Annotated in this window: 18 protein-coding genes, 2 tRNA genes and 2 pseudogenes; 11 read left to right on the plus strand and 11 right to left on the minus strand. The window is 49.2% G+C overall.

Annotated elements, in window-relative coordinates; all coding sequences use genetic code 11:
* Nucleotides 1-42 precede the first annotated feature (42 nt).
* Nucleotides 43-115 (plus strand) — tRNA-Gly (locus tag PPHA_RS09400).
* A 65-nt stretch (nt 116-180) separates the two neighbouring features.
* On the opposite strand, the gene PPHA_RS09405 is transcribed toward PPHA_RS09400, so the two are convergent.
* The gene (locus PPHA_RS09405; protein ID WP_012508607.1) at nt 181-774 is read right to left on the minus strand and encodes an Lcl C-terminal domain-containing protein; all 594 of its coding nucleotides are present in this window, start codon (nt 772-774) and stop codon (nt 181-183) included.
* 393 nt (nt 775-1,167) lie between these two features.
* Here PPHA_RS09405 and PPHA_RS09410 point away from each other — a divergent pair.
* The 3 genes from PPHA_RS09410 to PPHA_RS09420 all read left to right on the plus strand — a co-directional run bounded on the left by PPHA_RS09410 (nt 1,168) and on the right by PPHA_RS09420 (nt 2,096).
* Nucleotides 1,168-1,257, plus strand: a tRNA-Ser gene (locus PPHA_RS09410).
* Between the two features lie 202 nt (nt 1,258-1,459).
* Nucleotides 1,460-1,825, plus strand: a complete 366-nt coding sequence (locus PPHA_RS09415; protein ID WP_041526817.1) for a type II toxin-antitoxin system RelE/ParE family toxin — start codon at nt 1,460-1,462, stop codon at nt 1,823-1,825.
* Nucleotides 1,806-2,096 carry a helix-turn-helix domain-containing protein gene (locus tag PPHA_RS09420; RefSeq protein WP_012508609.1) on the plus strand — a complete coding sequence of 97 codons (291 nt, stop codon included), beginning with the start codon at nt 1,806-1,808 and terminating at the stop codon, nt 2,094-2,096. The genes PPHA_RS09415 and PPHA_RS09420 overlap by 20 nt, the downstream gene beginning before the upstream one ends.
* Before the next feature lie 126 nt (nt 2,097-2,222).
* Here the strand turns inward: PPHA_RS09420 and PPHA_RS15620 are convergent, their stop codons facing one another.
* Complete coding sequence (locus PPHA_RS15620; RefSeq protein ID WP_150085651.1) at nt 2,223-2,513, minus strand: hypothetical protein; 291 nt, start codon at nt 2,511-2,513, stop codon at nt 2,223-2,225.
* 182 nt (nt 2,514-2,695) lie between these two features.
* Between PPHA_RS15620 and PPHA_RS09430 the strand changes: the two genes are divergently transcribed.
* Together PPHA_RS09430 and PPHA_RS09435 are read left to right on the plus strand one after the other, a co-directional pair.
* The gene (locus PPHA_RS09430; RefSeq protein ID WP_012508611.1) at nt 2,696-3,412 is read left to right on the plus strand and encodes a type 1 glutamine amidotransferase; all 717 of its coding nucleotides are present in this window, start codon (nt 2,696-2,698) and stop codon (nt 3,410-3,412) included.
* Between the two features lie 13 nt (nt 3,413-3,425).
* On the plus strand, nt 3,426-3,740 hold the full coding sequence (locus PPHA_RS09435) for a deoxyribodipyrimidine photo-lyase (protein WP_012508612.1): 315 nt from the start codon (nt 3,426-3,428) through the stop codon (nt 3,738-3,740).
* Nucleotides 3,741-3,806: 66 nt separating this feature from the next.
* Here the strand turns inward: PPHA_RS09435 and PPHA_RS09440 are convergent, their stop codons facing one another.
* Both PPHA_RS09440 and PPHA_RS09445 read right to left on the minus strand, forming a co-directional pair.
* Nucleotides 3,807-5,366 (minus strand): substrate-binding domain-containing protein, encoded by a 1,560-nt coding sequence (locus PPHA_RS09440; protein WP_012508613.1) that lies wholly within the window; start codon nt 5,364-5,366, stop codon nt 3,807-3,809.
* A 22-nt stretch (nt 5,367-5,388) separates the two neighbouring features.
* Nucleotides 5,389-8,391, minus strand: a pseudogene (locus PPHA_RS09445) (tubulin-like doman-containing protein).
* Between the two features lie 579 nt (nt 8,392-8,970).
* On the opposite strand from PPHA_RS09445, the pseudogene PPHA_RS16805 reads away from it, so the two are divergent.
* Nucleotides 8,971-10,371: pseudogene (locus PPHA_RS16805) on the plus strand (deoxyribodipyrimidine photo-lyase).
* Nucleotides 10,372-10,417: 46 nt separating this feature from the next.
* On the opposite strand, the gene rnr reads toward PPHA_RS16805, so the two are convergent.
* Nucleotides 10,418-12,793: a ribonuclease R gene (rnr, locus tag PPHA_RS09460; protein ID WP_041526508.1), complete on the minus strand. Its 2,376-nt coding sequence runs from the start codon at nt 12,791-12,793 to the stop codon at nt 10,418-10,420.
* A 374-nt stretch (nt 12,794-13,167) separates the two neighbouring features.
* On the opposite strand from rnr, the gene PPHA_RS09465 reads away from it, so the two are divergent.
* The gene (locus PPHA_RS09465) at nt 13,168-13,653 is read left to right on the plus strand and encodes a YqhA family protein (RefSeq protein WP_012508616.1); all 486 of its coding nucleotides are present in this window, start codon (nt 13,168-13,170) and stop codon (nt 13,651-13,653) included.
* Nucleotides 13,654-13,671: 18 nt separating this feature from the next.
* Here PPHA_RS09465 and corA read toward each other — a convergent pair whose 3' ends face one another.
* From corA to PPHA_RS09480, 3 genes are read right to left on the minus strand one after another with little or no spacing between them, the layout of a single operon-like run.
* The gene (gene corA, locus PPHA_RS09470; RefSeq protein WP_223293894.1) at nt 13,672-14,859 is read right to left on the minus strand and encodes a magnesium/cobalt transporter CorA; all 1,188 of its coding nucleotides are present in this window, start codon (nt 14,857-14,859) and stop codon (nt 13,672-13,674) included.
* Nucleotides 14,847-17,234 carry a phosphoketolase family protein gene (locus PPHA_RS09475; RefSeq protein WP_012508618.1) on the minus strand — a complete coding sequence of 796 codons (2,388 nt, stop codon included), beginning with the start codon at nt 17,232-17,234 and terminating at the stop codon, nt 14,847-14,849. The genes corA and PPHA_RS09475 overlap by 13 nt, the downstream gene beginning before the upstream one ends.
* Before the next feature lie 42 nt (nt 17,235-17,276).
* Nucleotides 17,277-18,476 carry an acetate/propionate family kinase gene (locus PPHA_RS09480; RefSeq protein WP_012508619.1) on the minus strand — a complete coding sequence of 400 codons (1,200 nt, stop codon included), beginning with the start codon at nt 18,474-18,476 and terminating at the stop codon, nt 17,277-17,279.
* 509 nt (nt 18,477-18,985) lie between these two features.
* On the opposite strand from PPHA_RS09480, the gene PPHA_RS09490 reads away from it, so the two are divergent.
* Nucleotides 18,986-19,171 (plus strand): hypothetical protein, encoded by a 186-nt coding sequence (locus PPHA_RS09490; protein WP_041526510.1) that lies wholly within the window; start codon nt 18,986-18,988, stop codon nt 19,169-19,171.
* 141 nt (nt 19,172-19,312) lie between these two features.
* Here the strand turns inward: PPHA_RS09490 and PPHA_RS09495 are convergent, their stop codons facing one another.
* The 3 genes from PPHA_RS09495 to PPHA_RS09505 form a co-directional block, all read right to left on the minus strand.
* Entirely contained in the window at nt 19,313-19,627 is a 315-nt protein-coding gene (locus PPHA_RS09495; protein ID WP_012508620.1) for a helix-turn-helix domain-containing protein, read from the minus strand.
* A complete protein-coding gene (locus tag PPHA_RS09500; protein ID WP_041526511.1) occupies nt 19,624-19,977 on the minus strand; it encodes a type II toxin-antitoxin system RelE/ParE family toxin in 354 nt (117 codons plus the stop codon). Before PPHA_RS09500 ends, PPHA_RS09495 begins: the two co-directional genes overlap by 4 nt.
* A 115-nt stretch (nt 19,978-20,092) precedes the next feature.
* On the minus strand, nt 20,093-20,935 hold the full coding sequence (locus tag PPHA_RS09505) for an SDR family NAD(P)-dependent oxidoreductase (protein WP_012508622.1): 843 nt from the start codon (nt 20,933-20,935) through the stop codon (nt 20,093-20,095).
* A 478-nt stretch (nt 20,936-21,413) separates the two neighbouring features.
* Here PPHA_RS09505 and nifV point away from each other — a divergent pair, with 478 nt between their 5' ends.
* Complete coding sequence (nifV, locus tag PPHA_RS09510) at nt 21,414-22,574, plus strand: homocitrate synthase (protein ID WP_041526512.1); 1,161 nt, start codon at nt 21,414-21,416, stop codon at nt 22,572-22,574.
* Between the two features lie 16 nt (nt 22,575-22,590).
* Nucleotides 22,591-24,222 carry a sigma-54-dependent Fis family transcriptional regulator gene (locus PPHA_RS09515; protein ID WP_012508624.1) on the plus strand — a complete coding sequence of 544 codons (1,632 nt, stop codon included), beginning with the start codon at nt 22,591-22,593 and terminating at the stop codon, nt 24,220-24,222.
* The last annotated feature ends 3 nt before the right edge of the window (nt 24,223-24,225 follow it).

Here is a 24,225-nt window from a genome sequence, read left to right on the forward strand (position 1 = left end):
GTTGCACAGAAAAAAAATATCTTTATATTTGTCACTCATTAAGCGGGAATAGCTCAGTTGGTAGAGCACAACCTTGCCAAGGTTGGGGTCGCGAGTTCGAGTCTCGTTTCCCGCTCAGAATAAAAACAAAAAAGCCTCGTCACTGAAACGAGGCTTTTTTGTTTTCATAATGTAAACCGTTTAAAAGGCTCGAACAGCCCGAACACGGTCAAGGCCGTATGTCTTGCTGATGACATAATGGGTACCATTACTGAAATTCTGCAACCATGCAATATCCGCATTATACTCCGACGAACTCCAGTAGTAACCATGGTTATCAGCAAACCCGCCAACCGCACGCTTATTGAGATAAAGCTGGTTCAACTGCTCCTTGTTTGGTAAAAACCAGTCTTGATAGCCATTGCTCACAAAATTATCACATACAAGCCTGGCATCACTCCATGTAAAACCCCCTTCCTCCTTGTCTGATGAGTACGCTGGCATATCGGCTTTGGCAACAACAAGACCATGCTTCCCCGTACCATCAACATAAAAAACAATCCCGCCGCCATACTCTTCACCTATTGAGACACTCTCCTTTACGGTTTCCGTCACCTGCTCTTGCAGTAATGGTAAAGAATTACCCCGCTCTCTTGCAGCTTCTGATTGGTATTCAGAGCCTGAGCGCCTCTCATACAAATCACCATGACGAGAACTGTTATGATATGCAGCATGGAACACATGAGCCAATTGCCTGATGGAACTGGTGTAGCCGACCAATAATTTATTTTTCATGGGCTAAAGAATTTATCGATAAACAAAGACTCATGTCCGCATACCACATGTATATATTTTCCGTAAAAAGTACAGCGGAAATATATATAATTATTGCATAACAAATAGTATTTCTTCACCACTTTGCTCTTTTATTGCAGCTCACGCAGAACGAGGCCAATCCATCGCATCTCCAGCTCCACAAGAATACCACTTCATCAGACGGAGCAATATAGTGTATATTGTGCGTATACCAACCAACAATATGGACACAAAACAAACTATGCGGAAAACCAGCTATATTTTTTTAAATTCCCAGCCACATAAGCGGAAAACAAGACTGTCCTCTATTATCCCGGGCTCTCCCGGACCGTCAGAAACAGCTCAATTCTGCTGAATTGTTAGAAAATATACGGAGAGGTGCGAGAGTGGTTGAATCGGACGGTCTCGAAAACCGTTGTGCGCTTCGGTGTACCGTGGGTTCGAATCCCACCCTCTCCGCCATATATTCCAGACTGCGCAGTTAATTGCAAGTTATGAGCCCGAATGCCCGCTCCATTCGAGCTTCCTGGTTTTGTGTTTTCAATCAGAATCTTTTTCTGTCGTTTTATGGTGTGAGTAGGAGCATTTGATGCCCTCATACAGTTTCCCTCTTTTTCCCGAACTACCCCTTGTATTATATACGGCATTGCCGTACATTAGCGTCATGCATGTTGTTATTGAAACGCCGAATTATCTTTCCGATGCCAAAGCGCTTGGGTTAACTGCCGATGAGCGTCGATCAATCGTCGATTGTATCGCGCAAACCCCTGACGCCGGAGTTGAAATGAAAGGTACGGGCGGTGCGAGAAAAATTCGATTCGCTGGAAGGGGCAAAGGAAAAAGCGGAGGGTACAGGGTTGTTACTTTTTATGCCGGAGAAAATATTCCCGTGTTTCTATTGTCTATTTTTTCAAAAGGCGAAAGAGCAAATTTATCGCAAGCTGAAAGAAATGAACTGAAGCAAATTTTAGGATCGCTTGCTGATGTTTACAAGAAAGGAGTTAAAGACTATGTCCAAAGCAGGAAATAAACTTATCAAGTCCGCGAATCAGGCGCTGGCCTATGCTCGCGGTGAAATTTCTGACGGCTTTAACGTCAATGTTCCTGAGGAGATCGACGTTAAGTCTATCCGCAACGGTTTGGGGTTGACTCAACCGGAATTTTCTTCACGGTTCGGGTTTGACGTCAGGGCGGTGCAGGATTGGGAACAAAAACGCCGTCAGCCTGATCGGGCCGCCCGGATTCTTTTAACCGTCATTGCCCATGAACCGGAGGCTGTCGAAAGGGCCTTGGCGCATTAGGGAGTACATACTGTCGGGCTCACATAATTGAATCATGGGGTTGCGGTGAGTGATTTGCAGTATGTGGCGCGGATGTGCAGTGGTCGATGTATAATGATGTCGGAACTGGCGCAGATGGTGCGAGGGTCAAATCATAAGACGCTGCTGAAGATATTTTTTTGAAAAAAAATCGCTATGCTTGGCAGCTATACGCCTAACCCGACGCCGATTCTTGCATACGGTGTTTCGAAATGTTCGGCTGAGATCCATGGTCTGCTCGTCTGGCGATGGGAGGTAGCTGATCTGTTTTCGCTTTTCGGCAAAGTACCCAATGGTCGGCTCATAGAAGAAGGAGATCTCGTCGAAGTCCTCGACGCTGACAAGCGCTGTTAGCTGAAGAGACAGCTTCACCAGAGTGACGTGTAGCTGCGTTAGCATGGCCTTCGTACGGAGGCACTCGTTGCGATGGGCGGGTGGTCCGAGGTCAACTATTGTTGTTCGTTCACTGATTTTAAGGACTGGAACTGAGCAACAGAACTGTTTTGGTGCTATTTTGGTTTCATTTCCAAAATTGCCGTTCCTGTGAACAGGAATTCTTGACCATCTTCCAGCAACAGCTTATGTCCAGAAAAGTACTGATTGTCAAAAACATCACCCACGAAGGGCCGGGTCTGCTTGAAACCCTGCTTTGCGAGCATGGTATCGCATGGCATAGTGAGGATCTTTCTGCGGGCGGAACCGTTCCCGATCCACGTGGCTACAGCGCACTCGTGGTGCTTGGAGGGCCCCAGAGCGCCAACGATGAGAGTCCTGCCATGCTGCTTCAGCTCCGCCGGATTGAGCAGGCTCTGCATGAGGAGATCCCCTCTCTTGGCATCTGCCTTGGCATACAGTGCCTTGTTAAAGCGGGTGGAGGAAAAGTGGTGAACTCTCCGGTAAAAGAGATTGGATTTCTTGATCCTGAAGGGAATCCCTTCCGCATCGACCTTACCCCGGCGGGCAAAAAGGAGGCTCTTTTTGGCGGGCTTGGCAAAAGCTTTCCGGTCTTTCAGCTTCATGGCGAAACGGTGGAGCTTGCATCTTCAGGAATGGAGCTGCTTGCGACCGGCAAACAATGTCCTGTGCAGGCTGTCAGGGTTGGCAAAAACGCCTACGGACTGCAGTGTCATTTTGAACTGACAACTGCGATGTTTTCGGATTGGTGCGATACGGATAGTGACCTGAAAAGAATGAATCGTCAGGAACTCATGGAACAGTATGAAACGATCAGAGAGGAGTACCATTCGACCGGACTCAAGCTCATGCACAACTTCCTCCGGATTTCAGAACTTGTCTGAGCCGCAACGCTTCATGATCGATCCGCGCCGCATCCGCCTCCTGAACGAGAAGCATGACGGAGAGGGTGCGGTGATCTACTGGATGTCGCGCGACCAGAGGGTGCGTCATAACTGGGCGCTGCTCTTTGCCCGCAGAAAAGCGGAACTCCTGCAGCAGCCTCTTGTGGTGCTCTTTACGCTTGCTCCCACTTTTCTCGGGGCCCCGCTCCGCCATTACGATTTCATGCTCAAGGGCTTGCGGGAGGTTGAAGCCGATCTCAAAACACTCAACATTCCCTTTTTGCTCCTCCAGAGCCAGCCGCCAAAACGCACGACAAGCACTGTCTAAGGTGGCAATCTCGATAAGGAGATAAATAGAATCTGGATAACCTGTTTCCCATTCGTAATTTATCCTTTATTTTACCCAAACCTCGATTCTTCTGTTTTTTTCCCTGTTTTCCTGGGTATCATTCGGAGCGACAAAAGCTTCAGCTCCTACCCCTGTTACTTCAGCACATTGTACACCTTCTTCTATGAGCGCTGTAGCAACAACTTCAGCACGTTTTTGCGCGAGTTCCTTATTGTGTTTTATTGAGCCTGCCGCATCCGCAAAGCCAATAAGCACTACTCGTTTGTCTTTGTACTTTGGCTGCGATAATACGGCTACGATTCGACCTATATCCCGGTTTGCTCGGGTATCCAATACTTCACTATCAGCACGGAATCTGAAGCGTGTCGCGATTTCGGTTGCGCCGCTTGTCAGATTTCTCCATCCCATGGAGATATTCCGGGGGTCATACTCAGGCACAACATTTGACGGTTGGCTGACAGGTGTCGGGTCGAGATTGACCAGACCGATAGATGCGACGATTTGCTGGCCGGCAGTTCCTGTGGCAAAATCGATGAAGCGGGCAACCAGAGGATTTTTGCTTGTTTCCGATGCGTACAGGAAGAGGCGCCGTGACAGGATATAGTCCTCTGTCTTTACAGTAAACGGACTGGGTTTGCGCGCCTGTACACCGACATCGGAGAGGGAGAGCGCATGGTTAGAACCGATATAGTTCAAACCGATGAAGCCAATTGCATTCGGATTAGTTGCTACCGAGGCCGAAAGTTTTTTGCTGTTTTCCAGGAGGAGTGCATCACCAGCAAGGGTTTTACCATATTTCTTAAGGACTGCGTCATTGAAGAAATCCCTGGTGCCCGAGTTTTCATCACGAGCATAAATGGTGATAGCGCCATTCAGCCCGCCCACTTGCGACCACTCTTTGATCGTTCCGCTGAAAATATCTGCAAGCTGGGAGACGGACAAAGACTTTATCGGATTTGAGGGATGGACGATGACTGCGATGCCATCGAGTGCCAGAACAAATTCACTGCCATTTGATCTGAGATCGCCCACTACAGGTTTAAGCGCCTGCCATTCATCATTTTTAATTGGTCTTGAGGCCATACCAATATCGCACTGCCCATATTTCAAACCTTCAAAGGCGGTTTTGCTGCCATGAGCGGCAATTTCGATTCGACCCTCAACTCCATTTTGTTCGCCTACGATAGAGCATTCATCTTCGGTTTCTGAAACCTTGTGAACATTACTGTATCCCTCCTGTTTGAGGAATTGCTCAGCCAATGCTGGCAGGAGGTTAACACCGATGGTGTTCGAACCGTGAAAACGTAAAAGCGTTTTGCCGTTAAACGGTTGATTCATGTCTTGAACCAGGGCTGTACCTGGTTTCGGACTTGGGTTCGACCGCATGAAAAACAGCCGACCTCCGCCGATAATCAGAACCAATATGCCGACAATGAGAGCTATGGTTTTGTTGTCCGGCATCTTGAGGACTGTTTTCCCGACAGGAATAAGCTTGGATTTGCATTCAGGACATATCGGATCTGCACCTGCAGGAAGGGCAATCTGTTCCTGATTGTCAGCCTTGTGACAGTTGCCCAGATTCGGACATTTGTATGTGGTTGGCATGGTGAATTCCCGGTTTGATCGTTCAGTTGTTGGTTAATGACGTGATGGCCTTACGCGCAGCGGCTTCGAAGCGTTGATATGTCGGGTCTTCGAAATCTTCCTGCCGTTCGCTCAGGATTGCTTTCAGCTCATTCAGGATGCGCTGTTTCAGTTCGTTGATTTTGTCGATGTGTTTCCACTCATTCTCCTTGAGCTTGTCATTGGCTGTTTGTTCCAGAACCTGGGCCACCTTCAGATCGATGTTTTCGGAGATTTCCGGCAGCGATTTTCCAAGCTTTGTCCGAACGGTCATTCCAAGTTCATCTTCACCGATCAGGAAAAGATCGCTTCTGCCGGTGGTGGGATTGACGACGGCCGTAATCAGTTCCATCGCTTTGGCAATGAACAGGGATGGCAAGACTTTTTCGCGTATATCGCCCTCATTGGCAATGAGCAGTGCAGAATACTGGCTTCCGTCACCTTCGCTATGCAATTCAAGCTTGACCTGCTCCGGATTGTTTGCACTGTTGATGCGCAGATCGTACTTCTCTTTCAAAAAGCGCACCATCCTTGCATAACGCAGGGGGAACAGGTTGGTGATGCCAAGCAGAGTGATTTCGTGTGGTTTGGTGTCGCTCTCGATTATTTCAACGGGAATGCCACCTCTCAGATGATCGCGGAACATCGTTTTCAGGATTTCAGCGAATTCCGAGTGTTCACCGGCATTGGGCATGATGACAATGAATTGAGATACCTTGACAACATTGCCATTTCCTATTACAATAGCCTGTGGGTCGAATTCAAGATAGTTGCCGGCAGAGCGTACAAGATCGTTGACAAACTTCCTCAGCTCTTCAGGCTTTCCTGAATACTCCCGTTCGAGTTGACCGATAATATTGACGCCAAGCAAAGACTGGCGGTTATGGTCTGAGGAAACCAGGTTGTCGTGTGCGATCTGGGAACTGAGCGTACTCTTTTGTTCGAGAACGTTGAAAAAGCGTTGCCTGCTGATCCGGTTATGAAACGTGGCAAATGAAGGTTCCGAAGCGATCTGTTCGATGAGCGCATCTCTGATGATTTGCGAGTGGTTTTTTTGTATGGCAGCCTCTTTTTCCAGATCACGGGAAAACAGACGGACATTTTCGGCGTTATAGAATCGAACCAGAGACTGACGGAGATCGGGTTTTTCATTATCGTTGCACCGTTCATCGATACGTGTGTTGAACTCCTTGATTGTTTCGTCCACCAGCGTGGAGCAGAGCGAAATATCAGTGGCCAGATGGTTGAATTCCGTGATCGATTCCTGCAACAGGCGCTTGGCAAAGTTCCATGCTTCTGCCTGTGTGCGGAAGAGGTACAGTTCACGCAGGAGCTCGCCGTGAGTATCGAGTAGTTTACGGCGTCTACCGAGCATATGTGAAAGCAATCCTACTTTGGCCCACTCGTTCCGGTTTGCGGTAACCTTTTGTTCTGCATCTTCTACGTTAGCTTTAGCCTTGGAGATTCTATCATCTCCGGCACGGGCGCGTTCTTCCAGAGAGGCGATCAATGCCATGACACACCGACTCAGGTCATGCATGGATTTGACGCCATTCTGCCACTCCTGGAATAGCTCACTTTCGACACGCCGGCGCAATTCCTTCACATAGTCCTTTCGTGCTTCCAGTTTGGTCTCATAAAACTTGCGTACGCCCAATTTCCGGTAATTTTCCTCATAGCGCTGCACCATCAGTTTTTCCAGATCGTTCAGCCAAACCTTGTCATCCTGGGCCTGCACCATACCTATGAATAGCGGAACAATATCCAGCCATTCGTTGAGAATCGGTTTCCAGCTCTTGTTGTTGATCTCTTCGGCAAGGATTCCCCGTGAAAGCGTGAAGTGATCATCGGTTAACGACCAGCGCTCAAGGGTCTGCTTGTCTCTGACGAACTCCCCGAAATCCTGGTTTCGCGCATCGTTACGGAAGCCGAAGGTGTCGTCCCAGTTGTTAAAACGCAGTTGAAGCGCCGCCTGCCGGGCAAATTTGTAAGTCAGATATTCCCTGATTTCCGTTTCGGGAACAGCAAGTCTTTTGATACCAAAGGTCAAAAAGCGCTTGCTTCTCGCCTTCCCGACGATTCCATGATCATTTTCGGGGGTGCCATCTCCGTTTTCTGCATTCTCCATTTTGTCAAGGAGGCGCATGGTATCAGCATTGCTGACGGCTATCAGCTTCTGAAAAAGAAAGTCGGCGACGATGGAGGGAAGGGTTTTATTTACATCGACCTGCAAGCCGTTCTCATTCCGGTTGGAAAAGATATAGCATCCGTTGAAGGGATCCATGAGTTGCAGGCGCTTTCCGCTTTCGGCGACATCACAAGGTTGATAGCTCCCGGTGCTGAGGGCGTTCAGTTCGGCAAGCGCGGCATATCCATTGGCATGGTAATTACCGGTATCCCAATTGGGATTGGGTATCTCTTCAGGCAAGAGTGCATACACTACGATGCGGTAGGTTCTCGATTCGGGATAGAGCGCCCTGATTTGTGCAATGACATCGATCAGGCTTCCGCTTCCGGTGCCTCCAGCCAAACCGCAACAGATATGAAAGGTGATACTCGCTTCACCGCCAGTCGTCAGTTCGGAAGCGAGTTGTTTGAGCTGATCCTTGAAGGTTCGCGCCTTACTGGCGAAAAGAAAGCGTCCGAGACGGCGTTTCTGACCTCCCAGCGTTTCTCCGACGATGCTGTTAAGGATAGCTTTCCACTGTTCGTGACTGCCTATCCATGGTTTGATATTTGGATAGCCTCCCAGGTTATCGAGCACCTGCTTGAGATTGCTTCCGGTAATGAGCAGTTGATTGCGCGGTGAAAGTTGAACATTTTCGCCCAATATTCTCCAACTGACATCATCGACAGCCATCATCTCTTTACTGGAGTCTATATAGAGATATTGAAGGTTTATGATTTATGGATGATTGCTGCGAAACTCCTGAAAAACGTTTTTCCGTAATGCGCGAAGTATTTTACCTCCGGTTCCACCAAGGCCGATCAGTAAGTGGTTGTGCATATATATTTGTTATTTATTAGCAAACAATGTTGATCCTGGTGTGACCCGCGATGACGGGTTATTGCTCCAAAGTACTGTTGATAAATCATTGGTCTCAGCAAGTGAAATACAGATATCTCCTATGAAAAAAACAGCAAATTCCAACGGCGAACCAAAACACCTTCGTTAATCGATATAACTTCCCTGCAAATAAGGGAGTAGCTGATCTGTATTTTTATAAGAATTTTAATTTATCAAATACCAACAAATTTCTTTTTTTGTTACGGGGTATTTATGTTAATTCTTTGTGAACTCTTTGTTATAGTGGCAATTACAGTATATGATTGATACCTTCATAGGGCTTGTAGATATTGCTCATCTGCCGATGCTGTCAAGATTATACTCAAGCTCCAGAAAAAAGTCATGAGCAAGATCCTGAGAAATCGGTCTTTTATGGCCAAAGCTGAAAACAATGCTCTTAGTAGCAAAAGACAGTGCGCCCCTCTCTTGGCACTATCAGGGAGGAGTACCATTCGACCGGACTCAAGCTCATGCACAACTTCCTCCGGATTTCCGAGCTTGTCTGAGCCGCAACGCTTCATGATCGATCCGCGCCGCATCCGCCTCCTGAACGAGAAGCATGACGGAGAGGGCACGGTGATCTACTGGATGTCACGCGACCAGAGAGTGCATCATAACTGGGCGCTGCTCTTTGCCCGCAGAAAAGCGGAACTCCTGCAGCAGCCTCTTGTGGTACTCTTTACGCTTGCGCCCTCGTTTCTCGGGGCCCCGCTCCGCCATTACGATTTCATGCTCAAGGGCTTGCGGGAGGTTGAAGCCGATCTCCGGGAACTCAACATTCCCTTTGTGCTCCTGCCGGGTGAACCGGGAACAGCACTCCCCCGCTTTGCAGAAAAGATCAAAGCAGGGGTGGTGGTCACCGATTTTTCACCGATAAAGATTGCACGAGGGTGGAAAAAAGAGGTGGCCCGGCAGCTCACCGCTCCGCTCTATGAGATTGATGCCCACAACATTGTCCCCTGCTGGATCGCTTCCGGCAAACAGGAGTATGCTGCCAGAACGTTCCGTCCAAAAATAAACGCCCTGCTTGGTGAGTTTCTGACCGACTTTCCCGAGCTTGAGCCGATTGCTTCGCCCTCTGCATACCCGACTGTCGATTGGAGCGCTGTTTACCGTACCCTGAAGGCTGACCCGGAGGTGTCGCCTGTTGAGTGGCTGAAACCGGGAGAAAAGGCGGCAAACGAGTGCCTTGAGAGCTTCCTGCAAAACAGGCTTGCCTCCTATGCGGTAGAGCGCAATGATCCCAATGCAGGAGCAACCTCCCATCTCTCCCCCTATCTGCACTTCGGCTAGATCAGCGCCCAGTTCATCGCCATAGAGGCCGGTAAAAGCGAGGCACCGGAATCCGACAAAAAAGCCTTTCTTGAAGAGCTGATTGTACGGCGGGAGCTGGCCGATAACTACTGCTGCTATAATAATCACTATGACTCCTATGAAGGCATCCCGGAATGGGCCAGAGAGAGCCTGAAGCAGCATGGCGACGACCAGCGGGACTATCGCTACACCGTCGAAGAGTTTGCCGCCGGAAAAACGCATGAAAAGCTCTGGAATGCCGCGCAGCATGAGCTGATAAGAACAGGGGTCATCCACGGCTACATGCGGATGTACTGGGCAAAAAAAATTCTTGAGTGGAGTGAAACCCCTGAGCAGGCATTTGAGACGGCAATCTTCCTCAATGACCGCTTCGCCCTTGACGGAAGGGAGCCGAATGGTTACACCGGGGTCGCATGGTCAATCGGAGGGCTACATGACCGTCCCTGGTTTGAGAGGCCGGTCTATGGAAAAATCCGCTACATGAACGCATCAGGGTGTGCTCGGAAGTTTGATGTCAACCGATATATCGCCCGCAATGAAGGTGGTTCGAAGGGTAGCGCAGAGGGGTACACAGGGGCAAAGGAGCAGCACGACCTGTTCCCCTGAAGGTGCAAGAGCGCCATCAGGGGAACAGGTGAGCATATAAAAGGCCTTATTCGATAACCAGATCAATGGTGCGGCGCTGCAAATCCACACTGTTCACCTTGACCTTGACCCGCTGACCAATCTGCAACCGCTTTTTGCGCCGTTTGCCGACCAGAGAGTAGGTTGCCTCGTCATATTCGTAATAGTCATCGGTGAGATTGCGCATGTGCACCATCCCCTCAATGGCAAAATCAACCATTCTCACATAGATGCCGTAATCGGTCGCGCCTGAGATAACACCGGGATAGACCTTGCCGACATGGCTGGCCATATACTCAACCTGCTTGAGCTTGATCGACTCGCGCTCGGCCTCCACAGCGCTTTTTTCACGCTCGTTTGATATCTGGCAGACCGTCTGGATCTTGTCGGTCAGTTCAGCAAGGCGTGTTGCCGAGATTTTCCGGCGTTTCTTCCGGAGGTTCTCATACTCAAAGAGCATACGGTGCACAATCAGGTCAGGATAGCGCCTGATGGGCGAGGTGAAGTGGGTGTAGTGCTCAAAGCCGAGACCGTAATGGCCCACATTGTCGCCGGTATAGACCGCTTTCGACATACAGCGCAGCACCAATTCGCTGACTAGAAACTCAATATTGGAACCCTTCACCTGCTGCAAGAGCTGCCGAAGCGCTGAGGCTGAAACAATCGGCCCCTCCTTGCCCCGGTTCAGCTTGAGATCAAAGCCGAGCCTCTTGACAAAGTTTGCAAGAATAAGCACCTTCTCCTGCTGGGGAGCGCCATGCACCCTGTAGATCACCGGCTGCGGCTCCTTCTTGTTCTCCTTGAAGGTCTTGGTGAGATATTTGGCCACCTTGCGGTTGGCAAGCAGCATGAACTCCTCGATAAGACGATGGCTGCCGAGACGCTCCTTCTTCATCACTTCAAGCGGTTCGCCCTTGCTGCCAAGCTTGAAACGCACCTCTTCGGTTTCAAAATCGAGACCGCCATGCTTGAAGCGTTTTTCACGCAGAAGAACACTGAGGCGGTCAAGCGCCTGCAACTCATCAACAAAATCACCCTTGCCCTGCTTCAGAATCTCCTCGACATCCTCATAGGCAAACCGGCGCTTGGAGTGAATAACCGTTTTGTTGAACTCATGCTTGCGCACTTCACCATCAGCGCTCAGCGTCAGAAAAACGGAAAAGGCCATCCGGTCAACACCAGGATTGAGGCTGCATATCTGCTCGGAAAGCCGTGCAGGCAGCATCGGAATCACCCGGTCAACCAGATAAACCGAGGTAGCCCTTTTGAGCGCTTCACGGTCAAGAGGAGAGTTTTCCGGCACATAGTGCGATACATCGGCAATATGGACGCCTATTTTATATTGTCCATCCTCAAGCATCTCAATTGAGAGTGCATCATCAAAATCCTTCGCATCGACAGGATCAATGGTAAAGACAACCTTGTCGCGAATATCAAGTCGCCCTTTCAGATCCTCATCGGTAATACCCTCACGAATGGAGGCCGCAAAATCGAGCAGTGGTTTGTCGAAGGTTTCGTCAATGCCACGGCTCCGGGCAATGGCGCTCACTTCAACCGCTGAGTCGCCCGCAGTACCCAGAATTTCAAGCACCTTGGCCTGGATCTGCCCCTCCTTGCTGAAATCAAGCTCCCCTACAAGCACCTTCTGACCATCAACCGCCTTGCGGGCATTTCTGATTGGTACAATGATTTCAGGCAGAATCTTTCTGTCGTCAGCCTTAAGCACAAATTTGCGGTTTGCCTTGGTCAGTGTACCGACAATTGTGGTAATACGACGGGTAAGAACCTTCTGCACCGCGCCTTCACAGCGCTGATGGGGAGTGGATTTGGAAGAATAGGTATCCGGAACCTTCGAAACAAGCACCTCGACTTCGTCGCCATGGATGGAGAGACCCATATCGCCAGCCTTGATGAAAATATCGTCATCAAACCCTTCGACATCAACAAAACCATAGCCATTGGGATGGGTCGAGATATGGCCGGTATAGCTCTTGGCCACGGTGTACTGCTTCTTTCCGGGAAGAGGAAAGGGCTTGGCAAGCTCAAGATGATCTTCATAGGTGGTCGCCTCTGTGCCCGACATGCCATAACAGCGGTTGGAGTCCTTGTCAACGGCCCCCTCTTCCTGCAGTTTGTGCAGCACATACCAGAAACCGGGAAGTTGTTTTGATTCGGTATACCCAAGAGCTTTGGCCAACTCTACCGACTTGAAGCGCTCACCATCATGGTCAGCAAAAAAAGTAACAATTTCGGCACCGAGAGAGCTCTCTCCCCGCCTGAAAAGAAACTCGTTAATAAGAATATGGTCATTCGGCTTCACCCGCTCACCGGTAAACTGCACAGAAGGCCTGTGCCCCTTGTTGCCAGGGCTCCTTGTTTTTCGTTTAAAACGCTCTTTTGCCACTACATTCAATCGTTTATGTTAGCATTCCATTTCCGGCATCACGCACTATTGCGCAACACCGGATCTGTTCAACCAAAACCTTTTTATGCTTCCGAAAATTATTAACATCAGAATACTTCAGCAAAAAAAAATCAGCAATAGAAGCAATAGAGACAATGAACACGCTTGAAACTCATGAAGCTGCAAATGCAAGAGAAAAAAACCGGCGCGTTGAGGAAAAAAAGTAACGGCAAAAAGGTTAAATTCCTGTTTCAGGGGAGTTCTGTCAATAAGGTCTTGAATGAAACTTTAGAATTTTAACATAATGAAAAGTCGCCACAAAACACTCTGAAGAGCGGGAATTTTCATTGTTTTCAATAAGAAAAGAACCAGATATGAATCGATTTCTCTCATCAAGCCGTTACCTTATCCTGATTGCTGTTGCCGGAACATTCCTTGCTGCCAGCACTTTGTTGCTCTACGGTGGCATTTCCGTTTTTCAGCAGATCATCTATACCGTTATGGAGAGCTCGGTCAGCTCCAAAGGGGCAAAGGTGCTTATGCTCGGATTCATAGAAAACGCGGATATCTTCCTTGTGGGAACAGCCCTCTATATCATGTCACTGGGGTTGTTCGAGCTCTTTATTGACGATTCCATAGAACTTCCCGAATGGCTTGTCATTCATACGCTCGACGACCTCAAAGAGAAGCTAATCGGCGTGATTGTTGTTGTTATGGCTGTTGTCTTTCTCGGCCACGTCGTAAACTGGCATGGTGAAACCGAAATTCTTTACCTTGGTGGAGCCATAGGTCTTGTTGTCGTCGGACTGACCTATTTTACCGAACACAAGAAAAAAGCGCCTTACGAAAAGAAACCGTAATCTTCGACTGTTTGACGTTCAAAACCACCTTCGCGTACGAAAATAAGCCATCATGGCAACGAGAATGACACTCATGACTCCAACCATCGCCCAAAAGCCCCACTGCCACTCAAGACCCGGCATGGAACGAAAATTCATGCCGTAAACTCCTGCCAGAAAAGAGAGCGGCATGAAAATGGTGGCGATTGTGGTCAGCACCTTCATGATCTCGTTCATCCGGTTGTTGACTATGGCCAGCCAGGTATCGTACATGCCAAGAACAATATCTCGATAGGTTTCGATGGTTTCATTGATAAGAATGACATTGTCGTACACATCCCTGAAAAAAGGCCAGGTTGCCACATCATCAATAACCTTGTAGTGATCACGGCTGATACTGTTGATAATCTCCCGCATCGGCCGTACCGATTTCCGTAAAAGAATCAGCTCCTTTTTTAGGATATAAATAGATTGAAAGATATCCCCGCCAGATGTTGTGAAGAGCTCCTGGTCGAGCAGTTCAATACGACTTTCAAGCTCTTCAAGAACGGTAAAATAACTCTCCACAATGGCATCAACGAGAGCATAGGCAAGATAGTCTGCTCCCCGTTTTCGTATTCCAGTCCCCTGACTTTTGATTCGCTCCCTTACCGCATCAAACATATCTCCCGGTTTTTCCTGAAAGGTGAGGACATAATTACTGCCGATCACCATGCTCAACTGCTCTTCAACAACATCTCCAGTTACCTTTTCAAGTTCAAGCGTCCGGAGCACCAGAAAAAGGTAACTCTCAAAGTCCTCAAGTTTGGAACGCTGCTCCGTATGCAGGATATCTTCAAGGGTCAGGGAATGAATACCGAAAAGCTTGCCAGCCTCCTCAATTACCGACACATCATGCAGTCCGTCAATATTGATCCAGAGAACCCGCTGCTGATCTTTCCATTCCGCACATTCGGTAACATTGCCCACCGGCATGTGAAACTCACGCTCTTCATCATAGCCGAAAACCGTTATGACGCAATCGGCTGTTTTCTGTTCGCCGATATGAAGCAGTGTACCGGGAGGCTGCCCTATCGTCCTCGACAGGTTGCGCATCACCTTTTTCATGGGCTTGGGCGGAGCATGAACTGCCTTCCCCTTGCGTCGCACACTCTTTTTGGCTGTCATAACCATACGCTCCTGTTTTCCCGGCTCCTGACCAGTCGGCACCTTTGTTACCGCGTCCATTGCCAGTTCCTGATTTCCGGCATATCCTCGCCGTATTTACGGATATACTCCTTGTGGGCAATCAGTTTGTCGCGCACATGCTGCTTTACGTAAGCTGCCCGCTGCCTGAGACGGGGAACCCGCTCCACAACGTCGGCTACAAGATGAAAGCGGTCAAGATCGTTCATCACCACCATATCAAACGGCGTGGTGGTTGTTCCCTCCTCCTTGTATCCCCTGACATGCAGATTTTTATGGTTGGTACGCCGGTAAGTCAGACGGTGAATCAGCCAGGGGTAACCATGATAGGCAAAAATGATCGGCTTGTCGGTGGTAAAAATATCATCGAAATCCCGGTCTTTGAGTCCATGAGGGTGCTCTTCGCTGGGCTGAAGGGTCATCAGATCAACAACATTGACCACACGAATCTTGAGATCGGGGATTTTGTCCCGTAAAATATCGACAGCCGCGAGCGTTTCAAGCGTAGGAACGTCCCCGGCGCAGGCCATAACCACATCCGGATCACCATCTTCGGCATCGTTTGAAGCCCACTCCCATATACCAATGCCGCTCGTGCAGTGCCTTACAGCAGCATCCATGTCGAGCCACTGCCATGCGGGCTGTTTACCGGCAACAATCACATTGATATAGTTGCGCGAACGCAGACAGTGGTCGGTAACCGAGAGCAGCGTATTGGCATCAGGGGGAAGATAGACCCGAATCACATCAGCCTTCTTGTTCACCACATGATCAATAAAACCGGGATCCTGATGGGAAAAGCCGTTATTGTCCTGCTGCCAGACATGGGAGGTCAAGAGATAGTTCAGCGAGGCGATGGGACGACGCCAGGGAATTTCATCATTGGTTATCTTCAGCCACTTTGCGTGCTGATTGAACATCGAATCGATGATGTGGATAAAGGCCTCATAGCAGGAAAATAAACCATGCCGACCCGTTAGCAGATAGCCCTCAAGCCACCCCTGGCAGGTATGCTCGGAAAGAATCTCCATAACCCTGCCGTTCCGGGAAAGACTTTCGTCATAGGGCATAACGCTTTCCATCCAGGTGCGGTCGGTAACTTCAAAAAGCGATCCAAGCCGGTTGGATGCAGTTTCATCAGGGCCGAATACCCTGAAATTGGAATCATGCTCATTCTGCTTCATGACATCCCGTAAAAAGGTACCCATGACCCTTGTTGCCTCAGCCCTGACAGAGCCAGGTGAGGACACTGAGACCGCATACTCCCGGTAATCAGGCATATGCAGCGACTTCAAAAGCAATCCCCCGTTGGCATGAGGATTATCACCCATCCGCCTCTGCCCTTTGGGTGCAAGTTCTTTCAGTTCCGGCTTCAGCGCCCCTTCGGCAGTAAACAGCTCTTCCGGGTGGTAGCTCTTCATCCACTCTTCAAGCAGCGCAAGGTGGGCAGGATTTTCGCGCACCGCTGAAAACGGCACCTGATGGGAACGCCAGAAATCTTCAGTTTTTTTTCCATCAACCTCTTTCGGGCCAGTCCACCCTTTGGGAGAACGCAACACAATCATGGGCCACAACGGCCTTTCCGTTGCTCCATGCGCCCGTGCTTCGTGCTGAATTTCAGCAATCTCGTCCAAACAGTTATCGAGTGCGGCAGCCATCTTCTGGTGCATGATTGCAGGATCAGAACCTTCAACAAAACAGGGTTTGTACCCATACCCGATCATCAAGCTCTCCAGCTCATCGTGCGGCAGACGGGCAAGAAAAGCGGGATTGGCAATTTTATACCCGTTCAGGTGCAGAATCGGAAGAACCGCTCCATCACGGGCCGGATTGAGAAACTTGTTTGAATGCCATGATGTAGCCAGAGGGCCGGTTTCAGCTTCACCATCGCCCACAACACAGGCCGCAACCAGATCAGGATTATCAAAAACTGCCCCAAAAGCATGGGAAAGCGCATAACCGAGTTCCCCCCCTTCATGAATGGAACCGGGAGTTTCGGGCGCAACATGGCTCGGAACACCGCCTGGAAAAGAAAACTGCCTGAACATTTTTTTCATACCCGCAGCATCTTCCGAAATATTGGGATAATACTCGCTGTAGGTGCCTTCAAGCCAGACATTTGCTACAATAGCAGGACCGCCATGCCCTGGACCGGCAAGATAGATCACATTCAGGTCACGCTGGCAAATCTCACGATTCAGATGAGCGTAAATAAAATTGAGCCCCGGAGTCGTTCCCCAATGCCCCAATAAACGCGGCTTGACCTGCTCAGGTTTCAGTGGTTCCCGGAGCAGTGGATTGTCCATCAGGTAAATCTGCCCTACAGAGAGATAGTTCGCCGCACGCCAGTAGGCATCGATGCGTTGCAGTTCATCAACCGATAGCGGGCCGCCAGAAGAGAGTGGAGAGAGTGCCATACGTTCAGGAGCTTTAAATGAAAGAAGAGAGTGCGCTATGCATTACGAACGGTGAACAGTACCGGCAAGAATGGCCAAAGTATGCCGGACAATCATCAGCTCTTCGTTTGTTGCAATAACCCTGACAGTAACCGCGCTGCCATCAGGCGAAATAACCGGTGATGAAACAACGTTACGGGACAACTCAACAGCAATACCGAGAAAACCAAGCCCTTCGCAGATACGACTTCGAATTTCAGCGGCATGTTCACCGATCCCCCCTGAAAAAACAAGGGTATCTACACCACCCATCACCGCTGCATAAGAGCCAAGAGCCATTTTCGCCCTGTAACAGAACATATCAACAGCTTCGCGGGCTTTAAGGTTCTGTTCCATCGAAAGCAGCACCTGCATGTCATCACTGATCCCTGAAATACCGAGCAACCCCGATTGACGGTTGACCATCTCCTTGATCTGTGCTGCACTCATTTTCTCCTGCTGCAGGAGAAAGAGAATCACCCCCGGATCGAGATCGCCGGTGCGGGTACTCATCACAAGCCCGCCAGCCGGAGAAAAGCCCATAGTGGTGTCGATGCTTCTGCCCTCTTTCACAGCGGCCATACTGGCGCCATGACCCAGATGGGCAAAGACGACTCTTCCCTGCGCCACATCGCGGCCCCCCTGCTGTTCAAGCTCGTCCAATAAAAACTCATAGGAGAGCCCATGAAAACCGTAACGCTGCACCCCCTCGCTACGAATTGATTCCGGCAGCGGATAGAAGCGTGCAACCGATGGCATGGAGGAGTGAAACGAGGTATCAAAGCAGGTCACCTGAAGCGTTCCGGGAAAAAGTTTCGCGGCCTGACTGAGAGCCTTCAGTGCCTGCGGCAGATGCTCGGGAGCATAGGGAACCAGCTCCTCAAGTGAGGCAATCAGCTCAGGAGAAACAACCTGCGGGCTTGAGTAACGGGGGCCACCATGCACCATGCGATGCCCGATGGCATCAGGCCTGTATGCCTCACCCTGCTTGAGTATCCAGGAAAAAAGCCAGGCACAAGCTGCGTCATGATCCGACAGGGAAACGCTTGCACTGGCAAGAGAGCTTCCCTGCCCGTCCCTTGCAGAAAAGGCTCCTTTCTCATGGCCAATCCGCGTCAGGGAACCGGTACACAGAAGCACTTCGCCCTCACCGGTTTCGTACAGCGCAAATTTGATGCTCGACGAGCCTATGTTCAGCGCTAAAATCTTTTTTTTCGGATTCATGGCATGAAGAATAAAATCAGTTCCGGCATGATTATGGGAGTTGATTCATCGTTTATTCGACTGTTCCCAAAACCATTTTTACATGCAACTTCCCGCATCGCACCCACATTAGCAAGCAAGTAAAAAGACACCGATTAAAGTTAACCCTTTACGACCGAGTCTGTAGGGCCATTTTTTCCATGGCGACGACCCTGCGAAATTTAACAGAAAAACGGGAAGAATACCACAACCGCAAATCAATGTCCGGAGATCCTTGGGTTGGGGGTGTATGAGCACAGTTATCCTGCATCTTTCCCACATGCACATGTACACGAGGAATCTGTTGCTCCCATGCCCTCCCCTTCTTGCTGATGAAGCCATCAAAAAAGTTATACAATTTGCACTTTCAATTCGCAATTTGTATAACTTCAAGAATGCATTCTGATCGATTTTCAGCAATTCTCCCTGCTGGCTCCTTGGCATTCGTTCATCTGAACTCCTTGCTTTGCATCCCATGAGGGGAGCAATTTTTGAATCAGATAAAATCAGGCCAGACCATCACCAGCGACTCAATCCGTGCAGGCCAAAAAGCCGCACGATTTGCCGGTGAAGAGGCGCTTCAGCCCTGGCTTATCTATGGTGGTGACGACTCATACGAGCGAAACGGAGTAACCGTCATGAGCTGGCACGATTACAAGCAATGGAGTGAAGCCTGATATCAGCTCGCCGCTGCCACTCAAGCTCGCCGAATAACCGCTACCCTGCAATGGATAGCCGAAAACCTTCATGTGTCGAGCAAAATAGGATGAACAGATCTCAAGCAACGGCTTGCGGCCCGTTGCATTTGTCTGGCGCAGTTACTGGCCTACACTGATTTTGCAGTGTGGCAGCTCAACCTGAAATTTTACTTTTGCCTGCAAGGCATTGAAAACGCGCATCAGGGTGTCAATGGTAACATTGCTCGCATTACTTTCAATCCTTGATATCTGTGACTTTTGAACACCAATAAGTTTGCCCAATGCTTCCTGGGTTAAATTGCGTTCCTGGCGAGTCTGCTTGATGGCTTGCCCAATCAAGTCCATTTGTAATTCATACTCAAACCTCTCCCGCTCCGGGGTACCATGTTTGCCAATAAGTTTATCCTGAACTTCGTCTAATGTGTAGGTTTTCATCTCCTTTCACTGTTTTCTTTGTCTTCAAAATATTTTACCCGTAGTTGTGTCGCCTTTTGAATTTCATTATCAGGCACTTTACTGCGTTTTTTCACAAATCCATGCGTAGAGATAACCAGAGTGTTTTCGGAATTTGTCTTGTCCCAAAACGCAAGTAAACGGTAGTGTATTCCTTGAAAAAGCGTTCTGAATTCCCAAATTTCGTCGTTGAGCTTTTTGAAAAGTTCAGGATCGTGTTGTGTCTGAGCTTTACGTATGTTGAAAAGGATTTTTTCGTAGTGCTTCTTATCAAGGCAGCCGAGAAAATCAAAGGCCTGATCTAAAAATTTGATGTCAAAAAGTTTGTCCATTTCTCCTTTTCTTTTCAAGTCAAAGATAGACAAGGTTTCGTTAAATAGTAACTTTTTTTGCAGACAGATCATCTATCAGCTTTTTTATATGACCTATAACCATTTAACGATTGCCTCAACATGATCCCTGTGGACGCTCTTTTCGTTCCGCAGCAAGAACGTGCTGACCAAACGTATGGACGAGGCCGGGAGCGAGGCGATAAATCAGGGCTGTAAGACGGGCTCGGGCTGGAACAAGAATAAGGGCCTGATTGCGCTCCACACCGCGCAGGGCAGCATGAGCCAGCTTGTCAGGCGGAAAGGGTGTGCCAGCCAGCCTTTCGAGATAGCGCCGAACGTTTGGTCGCCAGGGAACCTCGTGCAGATCAGGCGGCATCCCCGCATCAAGAAGAGGAGTATCAACGGCGGCAGGGCAAAGGGCACTGACTCGAACACCGTAGCGGGCAGCCTCGAAACGAAGACTGGTTGTGAGCCCGACGACGGCGTGTTTTGTCATGGCATAAGATGAAAGCAACGGTGAAGGAGCAAGGCCAGCAAGAGATGCCGTGTTCACGATATGACCTCCACCCTGCCGGATCATCAACGGGTATGCAGCAACAATACCGTTGACGACACTGCGGATGTTGACGTCAATGATACGATCAACATGTTCTGTATCAAATTCATGGAACTCGCCAGACATGATGATCCCGGCATTGTTAAAGAGAAAATCAATGCTGCCAAATTCTCTTGCTGTGCTCTCAACAACATCACGCACTGCAGAAGCATCGCGCACATCAACTACCACCGGATGCGCATTCGAGCCAAGTACCCGTGCAGCCTGCCTGATGCCGTCGGCGTCAATATCGGCAACCCGGACTTGAACACCACGGACAATCAGCGCCTTCGCGAGGGCAAAACCAATGCCGGAAGCTGCTCCGGTTACGACAGCGCTTTTACCCTCCCAATATTTCTTCATGAGTTGATCATTCTGATGATACCCCGGTACCCATCCCCGGAGAGAAGCTTATAACAGTAAATATTAGGTATGTTAGTACAGATTTCCATAACTTGCAAACAGGACAGAAAAGCAGAGAGCTGCCCGGCTTCCATCCCCCCCTGTTGCCCTATGCAATCGCCTGTCACGTCTCTTGCAAGAAAACTGAACTGCACCTACAAGCCGGATCGTATGGTCGCCCCAGCCCCATAACTCAAAAGCCTCACCCTCTGGAGAAGAAGAGTCTGGTTAACGATATCATCTGCTTCTGCAACCAAAAATGCATGAGCAGGATATTTTTCTAAATCAACCACAAAATAGCACAAAAATGTATTAATTTTTATTATATTTGTTGCGATTGGCCTAATATATTCAGGAAATATGCAGTTAAAGGCTAAATAAAAAATATCGAATTATGATCTCGATACCATGTTTTGTTCACTGAAGAAACCTCCAGGATATGCGTATAGACAGCAGAACATCTTCTCATTCCATGATCAGGCCCTGGATTATCGACACAACACTTAGAGATGGCGAACAGGCTCCCGGTGTTGTCTTCAGCAATACGGAAAAAATTGACATTGCCTCTCTGCTTGCTGATGCGGGAGTCAATGAACTTGAAGTCGGATACCCAGCCATCAGTCATGATGAACGCAAGAGCATACAGAAAATCGTTACACTGAACCTGCCGGTACGCCTGACCAGTTGGGCTCGGGCAAAATGGCAGGATATTGAGGATGCCTGTACCTGCGGGACCGAAGCGGTTCACATCAGCTTTCCTGTTTCGGCGATGTATCTGGAGCTTATGGGAAGGGATTATGTATGGGTACAGCAACAGTTGCAGGAACTTGTTCCACGGGCAAAAAAATATTTTAGTTATGTGAGCGTTGGGGCACAGGATGCCACAAGGGCAGATGCTGAACTGCTCGAAAGCTTTGTGCTTGATGCTGAAGCATGTGGCGCGGACAGGGTAAGAGTTGCCGATACGGTCGGTATCGCAACACCAACATCCCTGATCGGGCTGATACACCGCCTGAAATCAGTAAGCCATGCGGCGCTTGAATTTCATGCCCATAATGATCTCGGTATGGCAACAGCCAATGCTTATACTGCCCTTGAAGCGGGATGCCAGGCGGTCAGTGTTTCCGTTACCGGACTTGGTGAGCGAGCGGGGAATGCTGCGCTCGAAGAGCTTGCCATAGCCCTGAAGCTCTCAGGAAAATATGAAACAAGCATTGATACCAGAAAGCTCTCATCGCTCTGCACAGCAGTAAGCAAAGCATCCGGAAGAGAGATCGTAGATCAAAAACCCGTTGTAGGCAAATCGGCATTCCAGCATGAATCAGGTATTCACTGTGCAGCGTTGCTGAAACATCCGCTCTCCTACCAACCATTTCTTCCAGATCAGGTTGGCCGTAACGGGCATGAGATAGTGATCGGAAAACATTCGGGAAGCGCGTCGCTGCAGCACTATTTTTCAGGCAAGGGCATCACCATGACAAGAGGCGAAGCAAACCATCTGCTTGCTCTTGTTCGTACAACCGCCACTGAAAAAAAACGGGCATTGCAGCCCGATGAGCTTGAACACATCTACAACACACTCTTGGTGAAACACGGATAATCATATTGCAAGCATCATGCTCATCGCACAGGAACAGGATCATAGCATCATCAGCCTGCTTGCTGAAGTCAGCAGGACCATAACCCATGAAAATGATATCAATAAGGTATTGCGGCTTGTTCTTTTCATCATGTCTGAAAACATGAACATGCTCAGGGGCATGATCACCATTCTTAACCGCGACAGCGGTGAAATTGTCATTAACGAATCATTTGGGCTTACGGAAAAAGAGAAGGAGAGAGGACGTTACCAGATCGGCGAAGGAGTTATCGGCCATGTCGTTAAAACCGGCAAAGCGGTCATTGTTCCCTCTATTGACAACGAACCGCTCTTTCTCGACCGAACCCGATCTCGAAGCAAGGTAAAAAAAGAGAGTCTCTGTTTTATCTGCATTCCCATCAAGGCGGGCACGGAAATCATCGGTACCCTGAGTGCAGACCGTCAACTGGAACCCGGAGCGGCAGACAAGCCCTCAAAAACAGGCAAAGGGGGAGAACAGCGCACCGATATGCTTCAGCACTATGTCGACCAGCTCTCCATTATCGCATCCATGATTTCACAAGCTGTTCGTATAAAACAACTTGCACATGAAGAGAGCGAAAAAAAATCTCTGCAAACAACCATCCTGGAAAAACCTTCAAGACAGCTCTATCAAGAAGAAAAGGGAGATGATGAGAAAATTTCAGAGGCCGAACGCCCGGCAAATATTATCGGCAACACAAAACCGATGATCTCGCTCTACAAAATGATCGACAAGATCGCAAAAACCAACGCAACCACCCTTGTGCTCGGAGAGAGCGGCGTTGGAAAAGAGCTGGTGGCAGGTGCCATTCACTTTAAAAGCCATCGAAACGAGAACCCATTCATCAAGTTCAACTGTGCAGCATTGCCTGAAAGCATTGTTGAAAGCGAACTCTTCGGACATGAAAAAGGGGCTTTCACGGGAGCCTCGGCTACCCGACAGGGGAGATTTGAACTTGCCCATACCGGCACCATCTTTCTTGATGAAGTGGGCGAACTCAGTCTTGCAGTGCAGGCAAAACTGCTCAGAATCATACAGGAAAAAGAGTTTGAGCGGGTAGGAGGATCAAAAACCATCAAGGTTGATGTACGGGTCATTGCCGCAACAAACCGCAATCTTGAAGAGTTGATACGAGGCGGACTTTTCCGCGAAGATCTCTATTACCGGCTCAACATTTTTCCCATAACCGTTCCCCCGCTGCGCGAACGCAAAACCGACATCTTGCTGCTGGCCGACTATTTTGTCGAAAAATTCAATGCCGCTAACCATAAAGGAATCAGGCGAATTTCGACAACATCGATCGACATGCTGATGCGCTATCACTGGCCAGGTAACGTCAGGGAACTGCAGAACTGTATGGAACGGGCGGTCATCCTGAGCGAAGATAACGTCATTCACGGCTATCATCTGCCGCCGACACTCCAGACTGCCGAATCGAGCGGAACGCCCTATACCGGATCGCTGCAGCAGAAACTTGATGCAATAGAAAAAGAGATGATCATGGAGGCACTCAAACGCACACAGGGAAACATGTCTCGTGCGGCCGTGCAACTTGGCCTTTCAGACCGAATCATGGGGCTTCGCATAAAAAAATTCGATATCGACTACCGCAAATTTCGTCCCTGACCC

The organism is Pelodictyon phaeoclathratiforme BU-1 (assembly GCF_000020645.1).
Taxonomy (GTDB): Bacteria; Bacteroidota; Chlorobiia; order Chlorobiales; family Chlorobiaceae; genus Chlorobium; species Chlorobium phaeoclathratiforme.

Excerpts from the sequence above, each read along its gene's own strand:
- PPHA_RS09405 (WP_012508607.1), bottom strand. The coding sequence starts at position 774 with ATGAAAAATAAATTATTGGTCGGCTACACCAGTTCCATCAGGCAATTG.
- PPHA_RS09415 (WP_041526817.1), top strand. The coding sequence starts at position 1,460 with ATGCATGTTGTTATTGAAACGCCGAATTATCTTTCCGATGCCAAAGCG.
- PPHA_RS09420 (WP_012508609.1), top strand. The coding sequence starts at position 1,806 with ATGTCCAAAGCAGGAAATAAACTTATCAAGTCCGCGAATCAGGCGCTG.
- PPHA_RS15620 (WP_150085651.1), bottom strand. The coding sequence starts at position 2,513 with ATGCTAACGCAGCTACACGTCACTCTGGTGAAGCTGTCTCTTCAGCTA.
- PPHA_RS09430 (WP_012508611.1), top strand. The coding sequence starts at position 2,696 with ATGTCCAGAAAAGTACTGATTGTCAAAAACATCACCCACGAAGGGCCG.
- PPHA_RS09435 (WP_012508612.1), top strand. The coding sequence starts at position 3,426 with ATGATCGATCCGCGCCGCATCCGCCTCCTGAACGAGAAGCATGACGGA.
- PPHA_RS09440 (WP_012508613.1), bottom strand. The coding sequence starts at position 5,366 with ATGCCAACCACATACAAATGTCCGAATCTGGGCAACTGTCACAAGGCT.
- PPHA_RS09465 (WP_012508616.1), top strand. The coding sequence starts at position 13,168 with ATGAATCGATTTCTCTCATCAAGCCGTTACCTTATCCTGATTGCTGTT.
- corA (WP_223293894.1), bottom strand. The coding sequence starts at position 14,859 with ATGGACGCGGTAACAAAGGTGCCGACTGGTCAGGAGCCGGGAAAACAG.
- PPHA_RS09475 (WP_012508618.1), bottom strand. The coding sequence starts at position 17,234 with ATGGCACTCTCTCCACTCTCTTCTGGCGGCCCGCTATCGGTTGATGAA.
- PPHA_RS09480 (WP_012508619.1), bottom strand. The coding sequence starts at position 18,476 with ATGAATCCGAAAAAAAAGATTTTAGCGCTGAACATAGGCTCGTCGAGC.
- PPHA_RS09495 (WP_012508620.1), bottom strand. The coding sequence starts at position 19,627 with ATGAAAACCTACACATTAGACGAAGTTCAGGATAAACTTATTGGCAAA.
- PPHA_RS09500 (WP_041526511.1), bottom strand. The coding sequence starts at position 19,977 with ATGGACAAACTTTTTGACATCAAATTTTTAGATCAGGCCTTTGATTTT.
- PPHA_RS09505 (WP_012508622.1), bottom strand. The coding sequence starts at position 20,935 with ATGAAGAAATATTGGGAGGGTAAAAGCGCTGTCGTAACCGGAGCAGCT.
- nifV (WP_041526512.1), top strand. The coding sequence starts at position 21,414 with ATGCGTATAGACAGCAGAACATCTTCTCATTCCATGATCAGGCCCTGG.
- PPHA_RS09515 (WP_012508624.1), top strand. The coding sequence starts at position 22,591 with ATGCTCATCGCACAGGAACAGGATCATAGCATCATCAGCCTGCTTGCT.